Source organism: Kangiella sp. (assembly GCF_014762745.1).
GTDB lineage: Bacteria > Pseudomonadota > Gammaproteobacteria > Enterobacterales > Kangiellaceae > Kangiella.
On the sequence record NZ_JABURJ010000135.1, the window covers coordinates 1 to 22,258 of the forward strand.

At 45.1% G+C, this 22,258-nt stretch carries 26 protein-coding genes; 10 read left to right on the plus strand and 16 right to left on the minus strand.

The genetic code is table 11. The annotated features are described in order from the left end of the window. Positions 1-356 precede the first annotated feature (356 nt). The 5 genes from glnA to trmL all read left to right on the plus strand — a co-directional run bounded on the left by glnA (position 357) and on the right by trmL (position 4,657). Entirely contained in the window at positions 357-1,766 is a 1,410-nt protein-coding gene (gene glnA, locus HUJ19_RS11740; protein ID WP_290624386.1) for a glutamate--ammonia ligase, read from the plus strand. Between the two features lie 123 nt (positions 1,767-1,889). Further along, positions 1,890-2,438 carry a DUF4124 domain-containing protein gene (locus tag HUJ19_RS11745; protein ID WP_290624387.1) on the plus strand — a complete coding sequence of 183 codons (549 nt, stop codon included), beginning with the start codon at positions 1,890-1,892 and terminating at the stop codon, positions 2,436-2,438. A gap of 96 nt (positions 2,439-2,534) precedes the next feature. Beyond that, entirely contained in the window at positions 2,535-3,587 is a 1,053-nt protein-coding gene (gene glnL / locus HUJ19_RS11750) for a nitrogen regulation protein NR(II) (RefSeq protein ID WP_290624388.1), read from the plus strand. Further along, a complete protein-coding gene (locus HUJ19_RS11755; RefSeq protein WP_290624389.1) occupies positions 3,587-4,195 on the plus strand; it encodes a response regulator in 609 nt (202 codons plus the stop codon). The genes glnL and HUJ19_RS11755 overlap by 1 nt, the downstream gene beginning before the upstream one ends. Then, positions 4,196-4,657 carry a tRNA (uridine(34)/cytosine(34)/5-carboxymethylaminomethyluridine(34)-2'-O)-methyltransferase TrmL gene (gene trmL, locus HUJ19_RS11760; RefSeq protein ID WP_290624390.1) on the plus strand — a complete coding sequence of 154 codons (462 nt, stop codon included), beginning with the start codon at positions 4,196-4,198 and terminating at the stop codon, positions 4,655-4,657. Positions 4,658-4,673: 16 nt separating this feature from the next. Here the strand turns inward: trmL and gpsA are convergent, their stop codons facing one another. The 6 genes from gpsA to HUJ19_RS11790 form a co-directional block, all read right to left on the minus strand. Further along, positions 4,674-5,684: an NAD(P)H-dependent glycerol-3-phosphate dehydrogenase gene (gpsA, locus tag HUJ19_RS11765; RefSeq protein ID WP_290624391.1), complete on the minus strand. Its 1,011-nt coding sequence runs from the start codon at positions 5,682-5,684 to the stop codon at positions 4,674-4,676. Next, on the minus strand, positions 5,684-6,193 hold the full coding sequence (gene secB, locus HUJ19_RS11770; RefSeq protein WP_290624392.1) for a protein-export chaperone SecB: 510 nt from the start codon (positions 6,191-6,193) through the stop codon (positions 5,684-5,686). Before secB ends, gpsA begins: the two co-directional genes overlap by 1 nt. Positions 6,194-6,221: 28 nt before the next feature. Further along, positions 6,222-6,482, minus strand: a complete 261-nt coding sequence (grxC, locus tag HUJ19_RS11775) for a glutaredoxin 3 (protein WP_290624393.1) — start codon at positions 6,480-6,482, stop codon at positions 6,222-6,224. A gap of 31 nt (positions 6,483-6,513) precedes the next feature. Next, positions 6,514-6,939 carry a rhodanese-like domain-containing protein gene (locus tag HUJ19_RS11780; protein WP_290624394.1) on the minus strand — a complete coding sequence of 142 codons (426 nt, stop codon included), beginning with the start codon at positions 6,937-6,939 and terminating at the stop codon, positions 6,514-6,516. A gap of 159 nt (positions 6,940-7,098) precedes the next feature. Further along, on the minus strand, positions 7,099-7,566 hold the full coding sequence (locus HUJ19_RS11785) for an NfeD family protein (protein WP_290624395.1): 468 nt from the start codon (positions 7,564-7,566) through the stop codon (positions 7,099-7,101). A gap of 6 nt (positions 7,567-7,572) precedes the next feature. Continuing rightward, complete coding sequence (locus HUJ19_RS11790; RefSeq protein ID WP_290624396.1) at positions 7,573-8,490, minus strand: SPFH domain-containing protein; 918 nt, start codon at positions 8,488-8,490, stop codon at positions 7,573-7,575. A gap of 172 nt (positions 8,491-8,662) precedes the next feature. On the opposite strand from HUJ19_RS11790, the gene gpmI reads away from it, so the two are divergent. The 5 genes from gpmI to HUJ19_RS11815 all read left to right on the plus strand — a co-directional run bounded on the left by gpmI (position 8,663) and on the right by HUJ19_RS11815 (position 15,259). Next, positions 8,663-10,198 (plus strand): 2,3-bisphosphoglycerate-independent phosphoglycerate mutase, encoded by a 1,536-nt coding sequence (gene gpmI, locus HUJ19_RS11795; protein WP_290624397.1) that lies wholly within the window; start codon positions 8,663-8,665, stop codon positions 10,196-10,198. Further along, a complete protein-coding gene (locus HUJ19_RS11800; protein ID WP_290624398.1) occupies positions 10,185-11,360 on the plus strand; it encodes a peptidoglycan DD-metalloendopeptidase family protein in 1,176 nt (391 codons plus the stop codon). Before gpmI ends, HUJ19_RS11800 begins: the two co-directional genes overlap by 14 nt. Positions 11,361-11,387: 27 nt before the next feature. Further along, on the plus strand, positions 11,388-12,635 hold the full coding sequence (locus HUJ19_RS11805; RefSeq protein WP_290624399.1) for a S41 family peptidase: 1,248 nt from the start codon (positions 11,388-11,390) through the stop codon (positions 12,633-12,635). A 192-nt stretch (positions 12,636-12,827) separates the two neighbouring features. Next, positions 12,828-14,714 (plus strand): PKD domain-containing protein, encoded by a 1,887-nt coding sequence (locus HUJ19_RS11810; RefSeq protein WP_290624400.1) that lies wholly within the window; start codon positions 12,828-12,830, stop codon positions 14,712-14,714. Between the two features lie 14 nt (positions 14,715-14,728). Then, the gene (locus tag HUJ19_RS11815) at positions 14,729-15,259 is read left to right on the plus strand and encodes a hypothetical protein (RefSeq protein WP_290624401.1); all 531 of its coding nucleotides are present in this window, start codon (positions 14,729-14,731) and stop codon (positions 15,257-15,259) included. Between the two features lie 55 nt (positions 15,260-15,314). Here HUJ19_RS11815 and nudE read toward each other — a convergent pair whose 3' ends face one another. Genes nudE through gspG form a run of 10 tightly spaced genes read right to left on the minus strand, consistent with a single transcriptional unit; the run spans position 15,315 to position 22,248 of the window. After that, a complete protein-coding gene (nudE, locus tag HUJ19_RS11820) occupies positions 15,315-15,884 on the minus strand; it encodes an ADP compounds hydrolase NudE (protein WP_290624402.1) in 570 nt (189 codons plus the stop codon). Beyond that, positions 15,868-16,542 carry a GMP/IMP nucleotidase gene (yrfG, locus tag HUJ19_RS11825; protein WP_290624403.1) on the minus strand — a complete coding sequence of 225 codons (675 nt, stop codon included), beginning with the start codon at positions 16,540-16,542 and terminating at the stop codon, positions 15,868-15,870. Before yrfG ends, nudE begins: the two co-directional genes overlap by 17 nt. Then, the gene (gspN, locus tag HUJ19_RS11830) at positions 16,521-17,267 is read right to left on the minus strand and encodes a type II secretion system protein N (RefSeq protein ID WP_290624404.1); all 747 of its coding nucleotides are present in this window, start codon (positions 17,265-17,267) and stop codon (positions 16,521-16,523) included. The genes yrfG and gspN overlap by 22 nt, the downstream gene beginning before the upstream one ends. Continuing rightward, positions 17,264-17,746: a type II secretion system protein GspM gene (gspM, locus tag HUJ19_RS11835; RefSeq protein ID WP_290624405.1), complete on the minus strand. Its 483-nt coding sequence runs from the start codon at positions 17,744-17,746 to the stop codon at positions 17,264-17,266. The genes gspN and gspM overlap by 4 nt, the downstream gene beginning before the upstream one ends. Then, positions 17,743-18,978 (minus strand): type II secretion system protein GspL, encoded by a 1,236-nt coding sequence (gspL, locus tag HUJ19_RS11840; RefSeq protein ID WP_290624406.1) that lies wholly within the window; start codon positions 18,976-18,978, stop codon positions 17,743-17,745. Before gspL ends, gspM begins: the two co-directional genes overlap by 4 nt. 2 nt (positions 18,979-18,980) lie before the next feature. Next, a complete protein-coding gene (gene gspK, locus HUJ19_RS11845) occupies positions 18,981-20,066 on the minus strand; it encodes a type II secretion system minor pseudopilin GspK (RefSeq protein WP_290624407.1) in 1,086 nt (361 codons plus the stop codon). Continuing rightward, the gene (gene gspJ / locus HUJ19_RS11850; RefSeq protein ID WP_290624408.1) at positions 20,066-20,773 is read right to left on the minus strand and encodes a type II secretion system minor pseudopilin GspJ; all 708 of its coding nucleotides are present in this window, start codon (positions 20,771-20,773) and stop codon (positions 20,066-20,068) included. The genes gspK and gspJ overlap by 1 nt, the downstream gene beginning before the upstream one ends. After that, positions 20,773-21,153 carry a type II secretion system minor pseudopilin GspI gene (gene gspI, locus HUJ19_RS11855; protein ID WP_290624409.1) on the minus strand — a complete coding sequence of 127 codons (381 nt, stop codon included), beginning with the start codon at positions 21,151-21,153 and terminating at the stop codon, positions 20,773-20,775. Before gspI ends, gspJ begins: the two co-directional genes overlap by 1 nt. Before the next feature lie 17 nt (positions 21,154-21,170). Then, the gene (gspH, locus tag HUJ19_RS11860) at positions 21,171-21,809 is read right to left on the minus strand and encodes a type II secretion system minor pseudopilin GspH (protein WP_290624410.1); all 639 of its coding nucleotides are present in this window, start codon (positions 21,807-21,809) and stop codon (positions 21,171-21,173) included. Then, complete coding sequence (gene gspG / locus HUJ19_RS11865; protein ID WP_106647509.1) at positions 21,778-22,248, minus strand: type II secretion system major pseudopilin GspG; 471 nt, start codon at positions 22,246-22,248, stop codon at positions 21,778-21,780. The genes gspH and gspG overlap by 32 nt, the downstream gene beginning before the upstream one ends. Positions 22,249-22,258: the final 10 nt, after the last annotated feature.

A 22,258-nucleotide genomic window follows, 5' to 3' on the forward strand; every position in this document is an offset into this window, starting at 1 on the left:
GTACCACGGCCAAACACAGCCTTGGAGAATGTTATAGTTATCATAATTTTCTATGCTCGGTCAACAAGTTTTACATTTATGTGACTATCGCCCCTTCCCCTATTTTCCCATATAGAGAAAGGGATTTAGGTCGATATAGGGTCTAAAAAAATATTTGTCTCTGTACTTTTTTTAAGCAATAAAAAATATGCTTATCTTTTTTTTCATATGTTATCCGGATGATACCGTGGCCAGCTTTTGCGCACCATTTTGGTGCACACTTCTATTGTAATCCTTGTCTTTTGATTAGTTTTAATCTTGGTAGCCTATTATAATAGCCTTCATCAAATTCCTTTTGACTCACTGGAGCACAAGTAATGTCAGTTGAAAACGTTCTTAAAATGATTGAAGAAATGGATGTTAAATTTGTCGACCTTCGCTTTACCGATACAAAAGGTAAAGAGCAGCACGTAACCATCCCGGCGCGTCTTGTTGATGAAGAAATGCTGACCGAAGGTAAGATGTTCGACGGTTCTTCAATTGCTGGCTGGAAAGGCATTAATGAATCAGACATGGTGTTGATGCCGGATGCTGCATCAGCTGTTATGGATCCATTCTTTGAAGACGCTACATTGAACTTGCGTTGCGATATTCTAGAGCCATCAACAATGACTGGTTATGATCGTGATCCACGCTCGGTAGCTCGTCGCGCTGAAGAATACTTAAAATCAACAGGCATCGCTGACACTGCATACTTTGGTCCCGAGCCAGAATTTTTTATGTTTGAAGATGTTCGTTTTAAAACAGACATGAGTGGTTCCTTCGTTAAGATCGATGATCCAGAAGCAGCATGGAACTCTGATAAATCATACGAAGGCGGTAACTATGCTCACCGTCCTCGCGTCAAAGGCGGTTACTTCCCAGTTCCCCCGGTTGATTCGTCACAAGATATCCGTTCGCAAATGTGCTTAGTAATGGAGCAAATGGGTCTGCGCATTGAAGCTCACCACCATGAAGTTGCAACTGGTGGTCAGAACGAAATTGCTACTGAGTTTAATACGCTGATGCTAAAAGCTGACGAAGTTCAGATCTTAAAATATGTGATCCACAACGTTGCACATGCTTATGGCAAAACTGCAACCTTCATGCCCAAGCCAATCGTTGGTGACAATGGTACCGGTATGCACGTTCATATGTCTTTAGCAAAAGATGGTAAAAACCTTTTTGCGGGTGATAAATATTCGGGCCTTTCTGAAGAGGCTCTATACTACATAGGAGGCATTATTAAGCACGCTCGTGCTCTTAATGCTATCACCAACCCTTCTACTAACTCATACAAACGCCTGGTTCCGGGTTTTGAAGCACCAGTTATGTTGGCTTATTCAGCAAATAACCGCTCAGCTTCAATTCGTATTCCACACGTAACCAGCGCTAAAGCGCGTCGCATTGAAGTGCGCTTCCCGGATCCAATGGCAAACCCATACCTTGCATTTGCAGCCTTGATGATGGCGGGTCTTGACGGCATCCAGAACAAAATCCATCCTGGTGATTCCATGGATAAAGATTTATACGACTTACCAGCTGAAGAAGCCAAAGCAATTCCAACCGTTGCAAAATCGTTAGAACAGGCTCTGGATGCACTTGACGCAGATCGTGAGTTCCTGACTCGTGGCGGCGTATTCTCGGACGATATGCTTGATGCCTATATTGAGCTTAAACGTGCTGATATTGAACGTCTAAATATGACGACTCACCCTGTTGAGTTTGATATGTACTACAGCCTGTAATCAGAGCACTTTCAGCAAGCAATTTTAAAGCCCAGCTCACACTGGGCTTTTTTATTTTTGACAGTTGGCACAAACTGCCCAATACTTTGTCTAATTAAGTAGATTTATTACAGGGAGATTTTAATGGTTATTAAAGTTTCATTCATTTTAAAACTGTCCTTACTCTGCATCGCCAGCCTGGCGGCAACACAGGCTGATGCCACTGTTTTATATAAAAAAGTGGATAAAGACGGCAAAGTAACCTACACCGACAAGCCCAGCGAAGACGCAGAAGCCATCACGGTAAAATCCAATAGAAATGTAGTGTCCACGCCTCGCATGAATACTCCCCCTCCACAAGGCACTGATGAGGAGGAACAGCAAGAAGCGCAGTATGATGTCTTTGCTATTGACAGCCCAGGCAGTGATGAGGGCGTCAGGGCAAACGATGGAACAGTCAATATTGTGATAGGTATCTCACCCCAGATTCAACCTAACCATAGCATTAGGCTGCACATGGACGGAGCACAGGTTGGACAGGATCAAAAGATCCCCTATTTTAATTTAGGCAACGTCGATCGTGGCACCCATGAGCTGGTAGCAATGGTTATTAATGATGAAACCCAGGAAATTGTGCAGACCAGCAAGGCTGTCACTTTTCATGTACTTAGAACATCGATCTTGAATCGTTAACGCTGCTCCATAACCTTAACCCACAGATAACGCACCATATTGGTGCGTTATGGTTTCAGGCCTGCTATACTGCCCTTCTTTTTCGCCAGTTCTCCAATGAATACCAAAGCGTTACTCGACCAGCTTTCTACCGCTGTCATGCTCTTTGATGTGCATGGGCGCTTTGCCTATTTGAATCAAACCGCTGAAAGTGCCCTGATGACCACTGCCAAAGTTCTGCTCGGTCAGCGTTACAGCTATTTTATCGCCAGTGACAGCCTTCCCCTTCGAGAGTTGTTAAAAACACTTAAGGAGAATGGCAGCTTTGCTCAGGATGATTTGCGACTGGAGCTGCTCAATGGTCGCAATATTATCGCCAACTTCAGTGGTCACTGGATTCATCTGGACAAGCCCTACTTGGCGGTTGAATGGCAGGATCGGCAAAGCATTAAACGTTATCAGCATGAACTGGGTATTCTGCAACAGAATCAAATTAACAATAAACTTCTCGCGCAGTTAGCACACGAAGTTAAAAATCCACTTAGTGGCATAGCCGGTGCAGCTCAGCTTCTGGCGCAGGAGCTGCCCGAAGAACAGCAGGAATTCACCGATATTATCCAACATGAAATTGAGCGCTTATCGAGACTGGTCGATCGCATGCTGCTCGGCGGCAAGAAAGCGAGCAAGGTACAAATCAACATTCATGAGATCACCGAACAAGTTTACGATTTCTGCAGCATTAGCCTTCCTGCAGGAGTTCAACTCAAGAAAGACTATGATCCCAGCCTACCTGAACTTAATATTGCTCCGGAATCAGTCTATCAAGCCTTGCTCAATGTGGTGCAAAACGCGATTGAAGCCTGCACAGGCCAGGAACAATCAAACATCACGATAAAAACCCGAGCTATTCCGCGCCACAGCATCGGTATTAAACAATACCCACTGACCATTCGCATTGATGTCATTGATAATGGTCCCGGAATCGATCCTTCGCTACAGCCCAATGTCTTTATGCCTCTTATCAGCGGCAAACAAAGTAGCGGCCTGGGACTAGGAATTGCCCAGAGTCTGATTCAGCAGCAGGAAGGTATTATTGAGTTTGTCAGTGATTCTGCTGGCACAATATTTTCCATATATCTGCCCGTCATCAAAAGTCAGAGTGAAAGTTAATGAATGAGCAGGCAACCATTCTTGTAGTAGACGACGACAGTTCTATTCGCTGGGTGCTGGCTCGCGCATTACATAACGCTGAGTTTAAAGTAATTTCCTGTGATAATGGAGCTGAGGGACTTGAGCTGGTAAAAATTCACCAGCCCAATGTTGTGATAACCGATATTCAAATGGCCGGCATGAGTGGTCTTGAACTTTTAGAAAAGCTCAATCAGTCCCATCCCAACCTGCCTGTCATCATGATTACCGCTTATGCCGATACTGATATTGGCAGTCAGACTCACGAGCTGGGCGCTTTTGATTATTTGCCCAAGCCGTTTAATATTAATCAGGTGATCGATATCTGTCGCAAAGCGCTGGATAGCCAGTTGCCGAATACCCACTTACCGGCCTGGCAGCAACAAATTCATAAAACCATTGAGCAGCATTACCATCAGGGGCAGACAGAGATATTGCAGCAAATTCAGGATGATTTTGAACGCTTTATCGTAGACAATGCCCTGCGACTGACTCAGGGCCATAAACAGAAAGCAGCCAAGCTGCTTGGCTGGGGACGCAACACCCTGACCCGCAAACTTCAACACTGGCAACAGCAGGAAGACGACTGAATGTACCACATCGTTTTATTTGAACCTGAAATACCACCGAATACCGGCAATATTATCCGTTTATGTGCCAACACTGGCTTTCAGCTTCATTTAATTAAGCCGCTCGGCTTTCAAATTGATGATAAGCGAATGCGTCGGGCCGGGCTTGATTATCACGAGTGGGCACAAGTCAAAATCCATGAAGACTATCAAGCGTTTCTTGAAAGTGAGCAGCCAAAGCGTTTATTTGGCTTAAGCACCAAAGCCAAAAACTATTTTCACCAGGTGGCTTTTGAGGATGGCGATTATTTGATGTTTGGGCCAGAAACGCGAGGGTTACCTGATCCGATACTCGAAGACATGGGTGAACACCTGCTGAGAATCCCTATGCGCCCCAACAGTCGTAGTTTGAACCTTGCGAATACGGTAGCTATTGTGACTTACGAAGTGTTACGACAGGAGCAGTTTGAGGGCTTTTTGTAATCTATTGCAGGAAGACCTATTCCAGGCCTTCTGACTTTAGATCTCGCGTTAACAGCTCGTGAGCCGCCTGGCGTGCATCAACACCCTCATAAATAATCCTATAGATGGCATCACTGATTGGCATCTCTACATTTAAGCGCTCCGCCAGCATTTTGACTTCCTTGGCGTTACGAACGCCTTCAACCACCTGTCCAATGGCATGTTCCGCTTCATCGCGACTGGCGCCTTTGCCTAAAGCCAATCCAAAACGGCGATTGCGCGACTGATTGTCGGTACAGGTTAAAACCAGATCGCCCATTCCAGCCATTCCGTTAAAGGTTTCCTGCTTACCACCTGCGGCTACGCCCAGGCGAGTCATTTCGACCAGCCCCCGGGTAATTAATGCTGTGCGTGCATTGGCACCATAGCCTAAACCATCGGCAATACCGGCACCAATGGCAACCACATTTTTGACCGCGCCACCAACCTGTACACCAACAATATCATCGCTGGTATAAACCCGGAATCGTTCATTGTGCAGTGCCAAGGCCAGCTGCTCAGCAAACTCATCATTATTGGCAGCTAACGTGATAGCGGTTGGCATACCCAGAGCCATCTCTTTAGCAAAAGTAGGGCCGGATAAAATGGCGTGAGGTATCTCATCGCCTAAAATATTTTTTAATACATTACCCAGCAAATCACCGCTTTCCGGATCAAGACCTTTACTGGCCCAGACCAGCTTGCTGTCTAAGTTAACAAATGGCTTTATCAGGTTGAGCGTATCTCGAAACGCATGACTTGGAACAGCCACCAGAATTATCGGGTGATTCTCCAGTGCAGTTTCAATCTGATCCGTTACTGATAAGTTGTCGGGGAAAGCGACATCAGGAAGGTATTTGGTATTTTGGTTTACCTGTTGCATTTCGGCAACATGCTCGGCATTACGAGCCCATAATCGAACCGTGTGTCCATTACGGGCCAGTAACACTGCCAATGCGGTTCCATAAGAACCAGCCCCAAGAACCGCAAAGGATAGTTGCGCAGACATTAAGCGTTCGCTTCGCCTTGACCTGCTTGTTGCTGTTGAGCTTGCTGCATCGCCTGCTCATACAAAGCATTAAAATTAATTGGTTGTAACGTAAAGCGAGGGAAACCGCCACGTGCAATGATTTCTGATACAGCCTCACGCACATAAGGAAGAATCTGCTCGCAACAGAAAGTTCTTAACATACGGCTTCTAACTTCGTCTTCAAGACCTTTAATACCAAATACACCACCGTATTTTACTTCTGCAATATAAGCAGTTTTCTCACCATTTTTTGCAGTGATAGTTACTTGAAGCTCTACTTCGTAACTGTCATTTTTTAAATCTTTGACTTGATTATTAAGGTTAACATTAATGCTTGGCTTAAATTGCTCAAGGAAAACCTCTGGTGAGTTTGGAGCTTCAAAAGATATGTCTTTTGCATAAACTGACTGGATTACAAGTTGCGCTCCTTCTGGAGTTTCAACTTTTTGTTCATTACCATTTTCTATGCTTTGATCTTGCTCTGCCATAATCTTCTCTCTTTAATTTTAACTAATATTAATTATTGTCCTGCAATAGTGGTAATAACTCACCCTTGCGGTGAAGTGCATACAGGTCATCACAACCTCCTATTGCGCGCTCATTGATAATAATTTGAGGAACCGTGTAGCCACCGGTTATAGATTCCATACGAGCTCTAAGCTCAGAATCCCCATCCACAGGAATCTCTTTATATTCAACCTGTAGTTGATCTAACAACGCTTTCGCTCTGACGCAAAATGGGCAGTAACGAGTGGTGTAAATGGTAACTTGTGACATATAGTACTCAAATATCGTCGGATGTTTTAGCCTAGCCTTTGGCTAAAGGCAAGTTTTCTGTAGTCCAGGACTGGATTCCACCTTTCAATTTATGCACATCGGTGAAACCCTGCTTTCTGAGTTGCATCGCGGCATTACCCGCCTGCACACCTGCGTTACAGACCATAATGATGGGGACCTCTTTGTGTTTTTCAAGGTCCTTGATTCGGTCCTTAAGTTTACCGAAAGGAATATTGATCGAGCCTGGAATATGCCCTTTGTTGAAATCAGCAATGGCTCTCAGATCCACAACCACCGCATTCTGCTTGTTGACCATTTGCGTCATTACTAATGGAGTCAATGACTTAGAGCCGCTGGTCGCGGTTTTAATCATGCTAATAATTAAAAGCAGGGTGAATGCCAGCCAGGCAGTACCCAAAATCGGATGGTTGCCGTAAAACTCGAGTAGTTGTTGCATCTGCTAATAAGCCTTTGGATTTCACAAAATAGAGACAGCGCATTATACACAAAACAGCGGCAAGGCCTAGATCCTATAGGGCTTCTATGGCCAAATTATCGCGCCAGTTAAAACGACAATGGAGGCCGCAGCCCCCATTCCCATCGGCTAACATGACGGCTACCCCTCAGGGTTAACCGGTTCAACTTTCAGGGTTGCTCCTTCAAAGCCAGTAACTTTCACTTTGTGCCCCTCAGGAAGCTCAGGTCCTTCTACACGCCAGTAGGTATCGCCGACTCGAACCTTGCCAACACCGTTTTCGATGGCGTTACTCAAGGTAAACTCCCGACCGACCAAAGACTTACTGCGCTGATTAAGGGATCCGCTGTCATCATCCTGATCCAACTTGTGCTTTTTGGCGTAAGATTTCCATAGAACAAGACTGGCAACAGACAGAATAGAAAACACCAGCCACTGCATTTCTGGAGGCATTAAACCAGGCACAATCAGTTGCAGCACGCCAACCACTAAAGCTCCCACACCAAACCACAATAAAATGGCGCCAGGAGCAAACATTTCCAGGATTAACAGCACCAGCCCAAACACCAGCCAGTGCCAATATTCCATTTGCTGAAAAAATTCCATCATTACCCCTTATTTCTGGCCAAAGGATTCTTTAGCAATTTCAGCGATTCCGGCCACCGAACCAATCACCGAAGAAGCCTCAAGCGGCAACATCAACAGTTTTTGATTATCGGCAGTGGCAATTTGCGCTAAGGCATCAACATATTTCTGCGCAACGAAGTAGTTAATCGCCTGTACATTACCTTCGGCTATCGCTTTCGATACCATCTGCGTCGCATTAGCCTCAGCTTCGGCCTGACGCTCGCGCGCTTCCGCTTCGCGGAATGCCGCTTCTTTTTCACCTTCCGCTTTCAAGATAGATGATTGCTTCATACCCTCAGCAGTTAAGATTTCTGACTGTTTGGTGCCCTCGGCTTCAAGAATCTTGGCACGCTTCAAACGCTCAGCCTTCATCTGCTGCGCCATCGCATCGACCAGATCACGGGGCGGCAAAATGTCCTTAATCTCTATACGCGTTACTTTAACGCCCCAAGGATTAGTCGCTTCATCAACAATCGTCAAAATACGCGCATTGATTTCATCACGCTTAGAAAGCATCCAGTCCAGATCCATGCTACCTAATACGGTACGGATATTGGTCTGCACCAGATTTTGCATGGCTCTATGCAGCTGATTGACTTCATAGGTCGCCTTAATCGGGTCGATCACCTGGAAAAAACACACCGCATCAATAGTGACGGTGGCGTTATCCTGTGAAATAACCTGTTGTGCAGGAATATCCAGTACCTGCTCTTTCATATTCACCTTGGCCGCGACCTGATCCATGATAGGCACAATGATATGTAATCCCGGAGTCAGCACCTTACGGAACTTACCAAATCGCTCAACCGTATATTCAAAACCCTGATTAACGGTTTTAATCCCCGAAAATAGTAAGAAAACGACAAAAACAACCAACACAATTATAGTTATTAAACCTGCATCCATTAAATCATCCTCTTTGTTTATTGGAATTGTTAAAGCATTAACTATAGGTAGTTTTTCACAATGAAATCAATTGTTTTTATGTAATCAAGTTTATCTTAAAGGCTCTGGCTGGCTTAGAATCGAGGCAAAAGGTACAATAGCGCCAACTTTCAGCAAGCTAATTCAAAAATCCATGAGTAACACGCCGAAACCTATGGCCTTAATCATCCTTGATGGTTGGGGTTACAGCGAAGATCCAACCGACAACGCCATCATGGCTGCCCATACCCCTAACTGGGATAAATACTGGCAACAATACAGCCATACACTGATTTCCGGCTCTGGCACCGACGTTGGTCTACCTGACGGACAGATGGGTAACTCTGAAGTGGGTCACCTCAATCTTGGCGCAGGCCGTGTGGTCTATCAAGACTACACCCGCATCAGCAAGGCCATTGTTGACGGTGATTTTTTTGACAATCAGGCTCTCGTTGCAGCCATTGATAAAGCCGTAGCACAGAACAAAGCGGTGCATCTGATGGGACTACTGTCACCGGGTGGCGTTCACAGCCATGAAGAACACTTTCACGCAGCGCTAAAACTGTGTCATCAGCGTGGCGCTAAAAAAGTCTATATCCATGCATTTCTGGATGGCCGCGATATGCCGCCACGTAGCGCGGAGGCCAGTCTTAAGCTGATGCAACAGGTATGCGAGCAACAGGGTGTCGGTCGTATTGCCAGTATCATTGGTCGTTACTATGCGATGGATCGCGACAATCGTTGGGAGCGCATTGAAGAAGCCTACCAAATGCTCACCGAAGGCAAAGCCGCTTATCAAGCCAATGACGCCGTTGCTGGCTTGCAAGCTGCTTATGAGCGCGACGAGAATGATGAGTTTGTTAAAGCTACAACTATTGGTGAGCCTGCAATAATAGAGGATGGTGATTCAGTCATTTTCATGAACTACCGCGCTGACCGTGCACGCCAATTAAGTAAGACTTTTGTGAACGATGATTTTGATGGCTTCGTACGCAAAGCTCGCCCTCAACTTGCCGACTTTGTGATGCTGACCGAATATGCATCTGACATTCCTGCCAGCGTCGCCTATCCGCCAATCGCCATGACTAATGTGCTTGGCGAGCATTTGATGAAACTTGGCAAGAAACAGTTGCGTATTGCCGAAACGGAAAAATATGCTCACGTAACTTTTTTCTTTAATGGTGGTCGCGAGGAACCCTTTGCTGGCGAAGACCGCAAACTCATTCCGTCTCCCCAGGTTGCAACCTATGACTTACAACCTGAAATGAATGCGGCCATGGTCACCGATCACTTGGTTGAAGTCATCGAAAATCAAAGCTATGACGTTATTATCTGCAACTTTGCTAACCCCGATATGGTAGGTCACACTGGCAATTTTGAAGCCACGGTAAAGGCTATTGAAGCACTGGATGTGTGTATTGGTCGCATCGTTGAAGCTTTAGAAAAAGTCGGTGGTGAAGCATTGATAACCGCTGACCATGGCAACGCTGAAAAAATGGCTGATGCTTCTACCGGACAGGCTCATACGGCTCACACTAACGAGCCGGTGCCATTACTTTATATCGGACGAAGTGCTTCAGTTAAAATCAGTGATGGAGTACTCTCGGATCTGGCACCGACCATGTTAAGTTTGATGGGCTTGCCGATTCCTGAAGAAATGACGGGGCGTCCAATCTTTGAAGTTAACTGATTTGTTGTTTCGATCCTCACTCAAGCAAGTACCACAGTATCTCCTGCTGGTGCTTGTTATTCTTTTTTCACCTCTTAGTCTCTCAGCTCAAGATCAGCAGCAGGCCGAGCAGGAATTGGAACAATTAAAGCAGGTCATTAGCCAACTGCAGAAACAGCTTGCTGAAAACCGCAGTCAGCAAAGCGATACCGAAAAGGCCATTCAGGCGATTGATGTAAAATTATCTGCAGTCAGCAAGGAGCTGCGCGACACGCAAACTAAAATCACCCAAAACAAGCGACAGCTCAACCAGTTAAAGAAACAAAAAACTGAAAAAAATATCCTTAAAGAAAAACAACGCAAACAACTCGCATCCCAGCTGCGCAGTGCCTATATTGCAGGCCAGGAAGAATACATCAAACTTCTACTTAATCAGGAAGATCCCGCAAAAATCTCGCGCATGCTGCAATACTACCGTTACCTGAATAAGGCACGGATTCGTGACATTGAGGCGCTGCAGAAAACCTTGCAGGAACTGGAGCAGGTCGAACAGCAAATCAACTCCACCACGTTGGAACTAACTCAGCTGGAAGCACAACAAAAGCAGCAGGTTGATCAGCAGCTTGCTTTAAAGTCTGCGCAGACAGAAGCCTTAAAAGCCCTCAAGAAAGAATACCAGAATCAAAATACCCGTCTTGCACAGCTGAGAAAAGATGAGCAGGAATTACAGGCCATTATTTCTTCACTGCAAAAAACTCTGGAAGAATTTGCGCCGAAGCAGTCTCTAAAAGGCCTTGCTCAATATAAAAACAAATTAAACTGGCCAGTTAAAGGAAGCATCCAACATCGCTTTGGCAGCAACAAGTTTGAAAACAAAGTAAAATGGAACGGTATCGTTATCAATGCATCCTCAGGACAAATTGTGCAGTCCATCCACAATGGGCAAGTGGTATTTGCTGATTGGTTGCGCGGGTTTGGACTAATGGTTATTATCGATCATGGTCAGGGCTATATGTCGCTATACGGGCAGAACGAAAGCCTGCTCAAATCAACAGGGGATTGGGTTGAAGCAGGTGAGCCAGTCGCCACTGTCGGTCGAAGTGGTGGTAGCACAGAACCTGGGCTCTATTTTGAGATTCGCTATAAAGGCAAACCACAAAATCCAGTCAACTGGATTAAGTAAACGCACAATTGGAATTGAGGGAACTAGATGAAGCGCATTGTATTCTGTTGCATGCTGGTGCTGATAATGCTGCCAATGACTGGCCTGGCAGAGCACCCTCATGATGATTCATCTCAAAATCCAAAGCCTGAACCTTCAATTGAAACCCTCCCGCTTGATGAATTGGCTGCGCTGGCCGACGTTTATGCAGAAATTAAAAAATCCTATGTACACGAGCTGACCGATAAGGAAATTCTCGATGGGGCAATCCGAGGCATGCTGTATAACCTTGATCCTTACTCCAGCTATCTTAACGCAGAAGAGTTCGCCCAATTAGAAGAAACTGCAACGGGCGATTATGCCGGAATTGGTATTGAAGCTTTACACCTCGAGGATGGCATCAAAATCATGGCCGTGGTCGAAGGCTCTCCAGCCAAAGAGGCGGGTCTGGAAGTCAATGATATGATCACGGCTATTGGCGATATTTCAGCAAAAGGTCTTTCTGATGTTGAAGGCTCTGATTTAATGCGCGGTCCACCTGGTAGCAAAGTCACTCTCGAGATTATCAAAGCCAGAGACAATAAAGCAGAGACCATAACCATCACCCGCCAAATCATTCACACCACCAGTGTCAGGTATCAGTTACTGGAACAAGGTATTGGCTACGCCCATATCAATGAATTCCAGATCCGCTCGGCCAATGACCTGAGCAAAGCCATTAGTGCAATGGAAAAGCAAAATCAAAAGCCACTGGCAGGATTTATTCTGGATTTGCGCAACAATCCCGGCGGTTTGTTAGATGGTGCGATTGAGGTCAGTGATCTATTTTTAAATGACGGTATCATTGTTTCAACCAAGGGTCGTCTGCCCGAAGGTAATGACTCCTACTCTGCAACATCAGGTGATATCCTTCGTGGCAAACCAATGGCTGTTTTAATCAATAACAGCTCTGCCTCGGCTTCAGAAATTGTCGCCGGAGCCCTCCAGGATCATCACCGAGCCACCATTATTGGCACCCCTTCCTACGGCAAAGCCATGGTTCAAACCATATTGCCAATCCATGGCGGCAACGCTGTCAAATTGACCACTGCACTCTACTACACTCCCGATGGCCAATCGATACAGGGCTCAGGCATTACTCCCGATATAGTTGTTGAGTTTGAGGCCATTGATGACACACAAAACGAGCGTTTGGCAAGCCGTGCCGGTGAAGTACTCAAAGATTACCAGCGGGACAATCAGGTGATGGCTGCCTTAAAACACCTGTCAGCACCGCCTGAAAATGTAAAGCTCTAAATGCAATGCACTCTTTCCTAACTAGTTGTTTTACAAAGTAATCTATCTTTGTAATTATTTGTAGTTAAAACATAAATTCTTTCACTACAAACTGGATATAGAATTTCCATTTACAATAAATGCTGTTTTGTTCATATTAGGTAAAGTTTAATTTCTTTATATTTAGCACTATACCTAACTCGGAGAAGATCAATGCAGCTTATTCGTGGCACCCTGCTAATTGCTACTATCCTGTTACTGGCCGCCTGTGGTGGTGGCTCCAGTGATGGCGATTCAACTCAACCTCCCTCAAACCAGGCTCCTACAGCCAATGCCGGCACAGACATCACTGTAACCGAGGGTGAGCTGGTTGAACTAACAGGTTCAGGAACTGATAGCGATGGCACCATCAGTAGCTATAGCTGGACACAGGTCAGTGGCACCAATGTCACACTCAGTTCAACCAACACAGCCACAACCAGTTTTACAGCACCTGCAACAACTTCAAGCCTACAGATTACATTACGTCTAACAGTGACGGATAATGATGGCGCAACCGATAGTGACGAAGTTATTATCACAGTCAACACGGCAAATGCACCTGAATCAGTCACTGTTTCTGGCAAGATCACTTACGACAACGTTCCACATAATACTGTGACCAATGGATTAGATTACAGCAATACGAATCAGGATCCCGTTCGAGGTGCAACGATTCAGGTTCTACAGGGAAGCACAGTTATCGCAACTTCTAAAACAACTGCGGATGGCAGTTACAGTTTTAATCTTCCCTCTTTGATTGATGTCAAAATTCGTGTTCGAGCAGAACTTACTCAATCAGATATCTCAAGTTGGGATGTACAGATTGTCGATAATACCAATAATAAAGCTCTCTATGCGCTGGATTCTGCTATTTTTTCAACAGGCGTTGCTAATCAGACCCGTAACCTGAATGCACCTTCGGGCTGGGGTGGTACCAGCTATACTTCAACCCGTGCGGCGGCGCCATTCCATATTCTGGATCGTGTCTATGAAACTATTAAAAAGCTTGAGTCAGTAGATAGCTCCATTAATCTGCCTGCACTCGACATTAACTGGAGCGTTAATAATGTGCCGCAATCAGGAGATCGTACCTTAGGCCAGATCACTACCTCTTTCTATAGTAATGGTGAAATTTACTTGTTAGGAGCCGAGGATACAGATACTGACGAATATGATGGTCATGTCATCATTCACGAGTGGGGACACTATTTTGAAGATAAACTTGCTCGTTCGGATAGCATAGGAGGCTCTCACTCTGGCGGTGATCGCCTGGATATGCGCGTTGCATTTGGCGAAGGTTTTGGTAATGCCTGGTCAGGAATCATCACGGATGATCCATACTACCGAGACTCCTTCGGTACCAGTCAGGCTCAAGGTTTCGCCATTAATGTTGAAAACAATAATGTTTCTAACAAAGGCTGGTTTAGTGAAGGTTCGGTTCAGGCCATTTTATATGACCTCTATGACGGTCTGAATGATGATACTGCGACGCTTGGGCTTGCCCCTATTTATGAAGTGCTAATCAATGAGCAGAAAAATACTGATGCCTTTACCAGTATTTTCAGTTTTATTACCTACTTAAAGGACAATAACCCAGCACAGGTTACTCAAATTAATAGTCTGGTCAGTGAGCAGCAAATTGTAACCAATACGGATATCTGGGGAACTAATGAAACGAACAACGGTGGTAACGTTGAAAACTTACCGGTCTATATCACAATCTCCCCAAACAACAGCCCAGTTGAAGCTTGCACCAATACAACCAATGGTGATGATCGCAATAAGCTTGGCAATCACCGGTTCTTAAGGCTCAACGTGGCAAGTAGCGGCAGTTATACCTTAAGACTGACTCCCGTTATTGCAAACACACATGATGTCGATGCTTATATCTACTCACAAGGCAGTTTAGTAGCATTTAACGAGGATTTTGGAACCGGGCAAGTCAATGTCACCACAAACCTGCAGGCGGGCACCTATGTCGCGGATACCTTAGCCTATGACTCAAGTGGCTCCAATATCGCAGCCGCTTGTTATGATGTTGAACTTATTAGTAATTAAATAGGACTCCTATTATGAAATCACTCTCAGTATTCCTAAGTCTTGCCGCCAGTTTAATGCTAGGAGTAGTGTCTTTGACCGCCTGCGCCAAGCAAACTGAAGCAGATAAAAGCAATCATACCTATCAAAGCCCAGGCAAACCTGGTCCTAAAGTATCCATCAACTACAGGGTCAGCAAAGAGCGAGTTGCCGTCGGTGAGGCAGTAGAGGTTTACCTTTCAACCAGCAGCTTAAAACAGGATATTACAGCGCGGCTGCAAACCACTGACCATTTGCTACTATCTGGCAACTCTCAAATGACCTTTAAAGCTGGGTCCCAGACTCAGCAAACAGAGGAACAGGTCATTACGGTGATCCCGCAAACAGAAGGCATTCATTTGCTGACGATTTATGCCAAGGACTTGTCAGTGGCCTATGAAAAGCCTATCGCCATCCAGATAGTTGCCGGCAGCAAACCTATCCAGGAGTATCTGGAAATCAATGGAACATTGGAACAGCAGGACAATGGTGAAACGGTTATTTCAATGCCTGCAGAAGAAAAGTAATGGTCATTGTTACCAATAAAAAACAGCGAGCAATGCTCGCTGTTTTTTTTTATTATTATCTTTTAGCTAAATAATCTTTTAATAAATACAAAGCCGCGATACTGCGCGCCTCACTGAACTCCTCGATCTCCAGCAACTTATCCATGTCACTGATTTTCCATTCTACTACTTCAATCGGCTCTGGCTCATCGCCTTCCAGCTTGCTCGGATATAAATCCTCGGCAACCACAATATCCATCTGATGACTCAAATAACCCGGTGCCAGACTAACTTTACGAAGTACCTTGAGCTCTTTGGCGGCAAAACCCACTTCTTCCTGTAGCTCTCGGTTTGCTGCATGCTCACTGGTTTCACCAGCATCAATTAGTCCTTTTGGAAAAGCCAATTCATAACGTTCAACACCAGCAGCATATTCTTTTATGAGCAGCATGGTTTCACTGTCCAACAAAGGAACGATCATGACAGCGCCATGTTTGCCTGCTTTGAGTCGCTCATATATGCGATAGACCCCATTCGAAAACTCAAGCTCCATCTCTTCCACACCAAAAATTCTTGTCTGTGCTATTAGCTTAGTATTTTTAATTATAGGTGGTTTAGGCATTTCCAGTTTATCCAATAATTTCATTCAGTTGGTTGATGTAAGGAAACTTCATTCCATCCTTCTCGGGCAGTGATAAATCAGGCTGGCTCACTGACAGAACCAGTTTAACACCAGATTGTTGCGCTACCGTTAAAATCTCTTCTGAATCATCAACAAATAAGCATTTGTCGAAGGAAATATCAATTTCCTGCTGCAACATTGCCCAGAACTCCGGTGACTCCTTGGGCTTTGAAAATTGATGGGATGAGAAAATATCGTCAAAGTACTTTGCGATTAAAACACGATCCATTTTGACCGTCAGTGTATCAGGGTGGGCATTGGTTACAAGAATCAATCGCTTGTTGTGAGTTCTAGCTTTATTTAGAAACTCAACAGTTCCTGGCCGTAAAGCAATGTTGTGCGCAAGCTCATACTTATGCTTGATGATATCGATGCCTAATTGCTCACTCCAGAAGTCAGTACAGTACCATTGCAATGTGCCTTTATATTCATGGTACAGATCAAACAGCTGTTTTTGAGCCAGCTCAGGCTCGATACCCAATTGCTCAGCATACAGTTTAGGCACCTGTCTCAACCAGAAATCATTATCAAAAGCCAGATCAAGCAAAGTACCATCCATATCAAGAAGGACAGCCTCCAGTTCATTCCACTGTTGCTGGGTTAAGGCAGGCGACCATTCCATTTTATTACCACTCGATTATTTTCAGTTCTCCCCAATTGAGTCAACCATTGTTTAATCTGTGAAGGCACATCAGTTTGTGTACTAACATTGAGTTGATACTGCTTATCAAAACCCACCTCAAGGGTTCCCTTCAAATCTAGCATGCCAGGGTTATCCGTGATCGTCAGTAAAGCACGTCCATTCTCGGTGCGCTCTATGGTGAAATGAATGTCCCCCAATTCCAGTACGGAATTAGGGTAGCCTACCACCGCATTTTGCCACAGTCCCTCGGCTGCTAACTTCACTACCTCATCCGACGCCAGTTCTAGCTCTTGAACCTTTCCACTGAAATGACCTGATAGCTCAGTGATTGGCAGCTTTACCCACTGCAAAACACTCGTGGCATCCAGCTCATAGTCTGTGTTCAGCACGCTTACAGATTGCCGATTGAGTTTGAAACTACCGTCAACAAACAGGTGCTGATCATTGATCTGTATGTCAGAAGAAAGACTACCTGATAGCAATGACCAGAAACTGGTTTGCATTGAAATGTTGTGAATTGTCTGATCACGGTATGCCACCGAATCGAGGGAAGTATTCCAGATTGTCCCTGCCGGCTGACTGAATGAAACCTGCGGTAGCGATTGTGTGAACCAGGGCAAGACAACCCTCGCCGGAGCCATGCTTACAATAAAGATAAGCAGGACTACAATAACCGCAGTAGAGCTGATGACTAATTTCTTCATGAAGCTTTGATCAATTTGATCGAAGCATCCACTTTGCCAACTGCATCCTTTTTTGAAACCCTTAAGGTATCTACCACCAAACCCCGATCTTGCTCTAACTGAGAGATCCAACGTAACAACTGATCAAACTCGACGTCATCAAGTCGCAACTGAATTTCTTTATTTCTTTCTCTTTCTTCGATTCTGGAAAAACTCAGACCAAAGCTTTTAGCAGTCTGATTAACCAGCTGATTCAAAGAGATATTGGTGTTATTTACTTTTGCTGGGCCGGCACTTTTAATCGCTGCGACCTGCTTGTTAACAGTCATCACCTGATTTTCGTAATAACTCAAATCATCATTGAGACTCTTGTAATAATTTCTTAGCGGCAAAATCACTAATAAGAAAATCAGCAAAATGGCCAGCGTAATTCCCAGCGCGATAACCATGTTCCTTTCGCGCTCCTGTAATCCAGAATACCAGGTTTTTAATGCACTCATTCTTTAACTCCTACAGAAATTCTCGCCGACCAGACACCACCATTTTCTGATGCGTTTCTCATGTCAACTTTCATCCCCGCCGACTCCAACTTGTTTTGCGCAGCGGTCAGCGTGGAATAGTCGCTAGTCTCAACATCAAAGCTTAACTGCGCCATGCTGGATAAATATTCCAGCTGCGATACCTTTATAGTTTGTGTATCAATGGCAGCCAAAGACTTATCCAGCAATAACATAAAGCTATTGGATGAAGCAGCATTACCACCCAAAGTTGAAAAGCTATTGGAAACCTGTATCAGCCCGGTATTAACATCAGTTACGTTCGGATAAAGTTGCTGTATACTGGCCAATATCTGTTGCTCGTATTGGCTTCTCTGTTGACCGAGAACAATCATCTGACTCACCAAATATATCAAGCCAACTACCAGCAGAGCGGCGGCCGCAACGGCCGGCAGTTTCCACAGCCCTAAATTCATCTGATGTTTCTTTTGTGAGGAAAACTCCTGTTGCAGCAGGTTTATTGATGAATAGCTGAACTGAGTACACAACCACTCAAAGCTATCTTCGACAGGCATTTTCTGTATCGCCAGACCAGCCATACCTGAAAGTAATTCGGTATTCTCATCCGGACTATAAATTCTGATTGCTTGCGAGACGGTTTGGTTTTCTTCAAATTGAGTCTGAAGGTTCCAGCTGATCAAATCAGCAAGCATGTCGGCTTCGGTTGACCAATACTCATTCGCAGACTGTCTGACCAGAATCGCATCATCATGCTCCAGTAGCGACCAGGCATCATCGAAAAGAGGTAAACAGGCTGCATCGGAAATCACAAAGTCAGGCTCAATAGATGCCTGCTTGAGTCTGTCCAACAAGTCTGCCAGATAAGCTTTATCTACCACATTAACCGCAAGCATTCCGTCAGTGTTAACGCTACCTAAGGCAAAGAGTTGTTGCTCAACGTTATCAAGTACCTGCTCTTCGAGAATGTAAGGTACTGCCTTTTCAAGCTGCTTACGATTACGGGTTGGTGCCTTAACTTTAAAGCAGCGCACACGACTGGCAGGTAATAACAAAATGACCTGGTGTTCCATTGCCTGCTCGGCAAGTGCTACCAAGTCATCCAGCAATAACTCGCCCTGCTCCTTAAAGGCAGCTCCTGATTCCCCAGTCGATAAGAGCCCCCACTCTAATGACTCTTCATCACTTTTTAATCGAATAAATAATCGATCTTTCATTGTTAGTCTCCAATGTGGCGTGCAACCACTTCAAACTTATTCTCTGACTTCATCAATAATGATTGCACTTTGGCGCTGCCAGATTGCACCATAGCTTTTGCTGTTAACTGCATATATTGGCTGTCAAACACTAAGCGGCCACGCCCATCCTGAGATACTTTACCACTGCCCAAAGTCTCAAAAAAGCTGGCTTCGTCATAACCATCCTCTGGCAGTTGCTCCAACGCCTGTCTTACTGTTGCCAGATCAACGTCCTCTAATAAAATCCAAACTAGCTCTGCCTGCTCAGGTTTTACCGTATTAACATTGATGGTGCCCTGCTCAGTAGGTAGCACGCAAATGTAGTCTTTTATACTGTCATAGATTGCTGCATTAAACCCTTTGACCACCATCAGTTCACTGGTATGCGCCATGAAGGTGTTAGCCGTACGGTAAGGCTTGGTTAGCCCTGTGTAAGTATAGTCTTCCGCACCATCAATTCCCGCAGGCTCCAGATCATCATCAATCCAGTCGCGTACAGCAGCTCCCAGTGCCTGAGGCGAACTCTCGCTTTGCTCTATCAAAGGCTCAATCAGTTTTGCGAATAATTTTTGTCCTGGTAGCTGCTCGTCTGGCTGACCACCAGTTTCTTCGACAACCTGCAGGCCTCCACCACCATTACCTCGGGCGCTCTCTTCACTTCCGGCCTGAACAACAGGCTCCATGATAATGCTATTGAGATTGAAGCAACTGTGCATATCTCTTACCGAACCTTCTAATTGCCCCATATTCTGCTCAATCGGAAACATCATCGGATTTTGCGCCCAGGGTTGATTACGATGAACTCGTTCCTGCTCACTTTCCTCGAAGTACTCCTGCAGTAAACTTTTAGCAAACTCTTCCGCGCCATACATATATTGGTAAGCTCTGGAGCTATTAATAATATTGGCAGTCCGCTGATTATTCATGTGCTGATTCGATAATATGTGGATTGCCATGATGCTCAATACTGAAAATATAACCAGCACAGTTATCAGAGCAATACCTTGCTGACTACGGGCACTATATTTGCCGCTGGCCATGGGTTTTAATGGACGCCGGGCGAACACTAGCGACCTCCCCTTCTCACACTACCATCATTATTGTCACGGCCTGGCTCGCCATTACCGGGCTCGCCTTCTCCTCGGTCTCCGCCTCGCTCACTACCTGCAAGATCAGGCATAGGGAAAAGTCGATAAATTTCACCAAAGTCGTCCAGTTCAATCGTAACTTTTATTGCTTCTGGCATAGTTCCTTTTGAGCCTCGATCAATAATCCAGTCTTCTTTCCAGTTATCCCGCTCCAGAAATTCCACTTTAAAACTCTTGAGCCCAGTGAGCATCACACGCGTCAGTTGCTGCCCTTCCTGTGCCGGGTCAACATACATCCAATGATGTCTTAACAGCTCATCATCAACAAACTCATACTTCAAATGCTGAAGCTCGCTACGAGAGAGCTTGGCAGGGTTCCGCCAGCCGGCCCGGGTAAACTCCAGGTAGCTGTTGACACTATTGGTTTCACCAACTATTAGCGGTGAGGTATCACCGTACTCATCTCGTCTGGTTCGAGGCACCAGATAACGAATATCCTCTTCCAGCTGCCTGACAGCCATCTGTACTTCACGCAGTCGCTGAATCTGTTTGTCATTTGAATCGGTAGCATTTTGCACAAAGGTAAACACCTGCAGTGCACCTGCAACGACAACACTAAAAACAAAAAGTGCAACCAGGATTTCGGTGAGCGTAAATGCTGACTGTTTTGCAAATAGTTTTTTCATCAGCGCTTATCTTTCTTTCCGACAAAACCAATCATTGCAAAACTGCCCTGCTCACCAAGCAGAATGGTTACCGTAACTCGGCGCATATCTTCATTGGCCGTATTAACGACCTCTTGCTCCCAGCGCCATTCCTGACCAGCAAAATCTACTTCACCCTGTCTTTTACCGGTCGACGGCCACTCATCTTTGAGCTGTAACTCTGCTAGATGATTTTGTGCAATATAGCTGGCCAGAGTCCGCTCTTTAGCATTGCCAATCGCGGTAACACTGGCGGCATATAACCCCGTCAGCATAGGTGTTATAAAAATAGCAAACACTGCCAAAGCTATGAGCAGCTCTAGCAGACTTAAACCTTTCTGTTTCGTTATGTTTGCCATCATCAGTATTAGCCAGCTAATTAAAAGGGAGCATTTAATTCTAAATCCCAGTCGTGTCGATAGTGTCCTTCCATAGCGGGCTCCATGGTTATCTCTCCCATATAGTTGCCATTAATCCGATAAAACCTGGCATCATCTCGGTCCAGTCCGATGGTGACAGTGAACTCATTCATTTCACCGCTGGACAGGATAAATATTTGTGGTGGTTTGGTTTCTTTTTCAGACTCCTCACCATCCGAATCGCCCAGATCTTCTTCATCCGCCGAGTTCGCCAGTAAAGCTTCCTGACCTTCAACATTGATATACATTTCAATAGGCTCTTCAAGCTCAATATCCTTAAGCAGGCTATGTTCCTGCAAAGGATTCCAGCGTGTGCCATCATAAATCAAAAAACTATAGCCATTCTGCTTAACGCGGATTCCTATTTCTACTCCACGTAAAATCGACTCTTCCTGCGCAACCTGCATCAAACCAAACAACTGGTGTGCCCGATTTTTAAGTTTTGCAGCATCGTTATCAGAAAAAGCGATAACAGCAACAGAAAGCATGATACCGGCAAGTGCCAGCGCTATAAGAATTTCAAGCAGGGTAAACCCTGCCTGAAAATTTGGATGGCGTAAAAAACCCTTACTGGTTGTCGCGGTTGAAATTGGCTTCATGTACATTCCAAGGACTGATGTCCATATTTTCGCCTTCACCACCAGGACGGCCATCGGCACCTAGCGTGTAAAGGTCATAATCATGATTTCGGCCAGGCTGCATATAGATATATTCACGTTTCCACGGATCGGTTGGAATGGCACGACTTCCAAGATAGCCATTTCGTGGGTAATTCTGTGGTACCGGGTTAGTTGTTGGCTTTTCAATCAAGGCTCGCAAACCCTGTTCCGTGGTTGGGTAATAACCATTGTCGAGCTTGTAGTTCTGTAATGCCATTTCAATAGTACCGAGATCTGACTTAAGCTTTTGTAGGTTGGCTTTGTCAGTATTGCCAAGCAAGCTCAAAGTTACGACTGTACCCATAATCGCTACGATTGCCAAAGCAATCAAAATTTCAGTCAAGGTAAAACCTTTCTGTTTGCGCAATATACGTTTCATTTCAACTCCG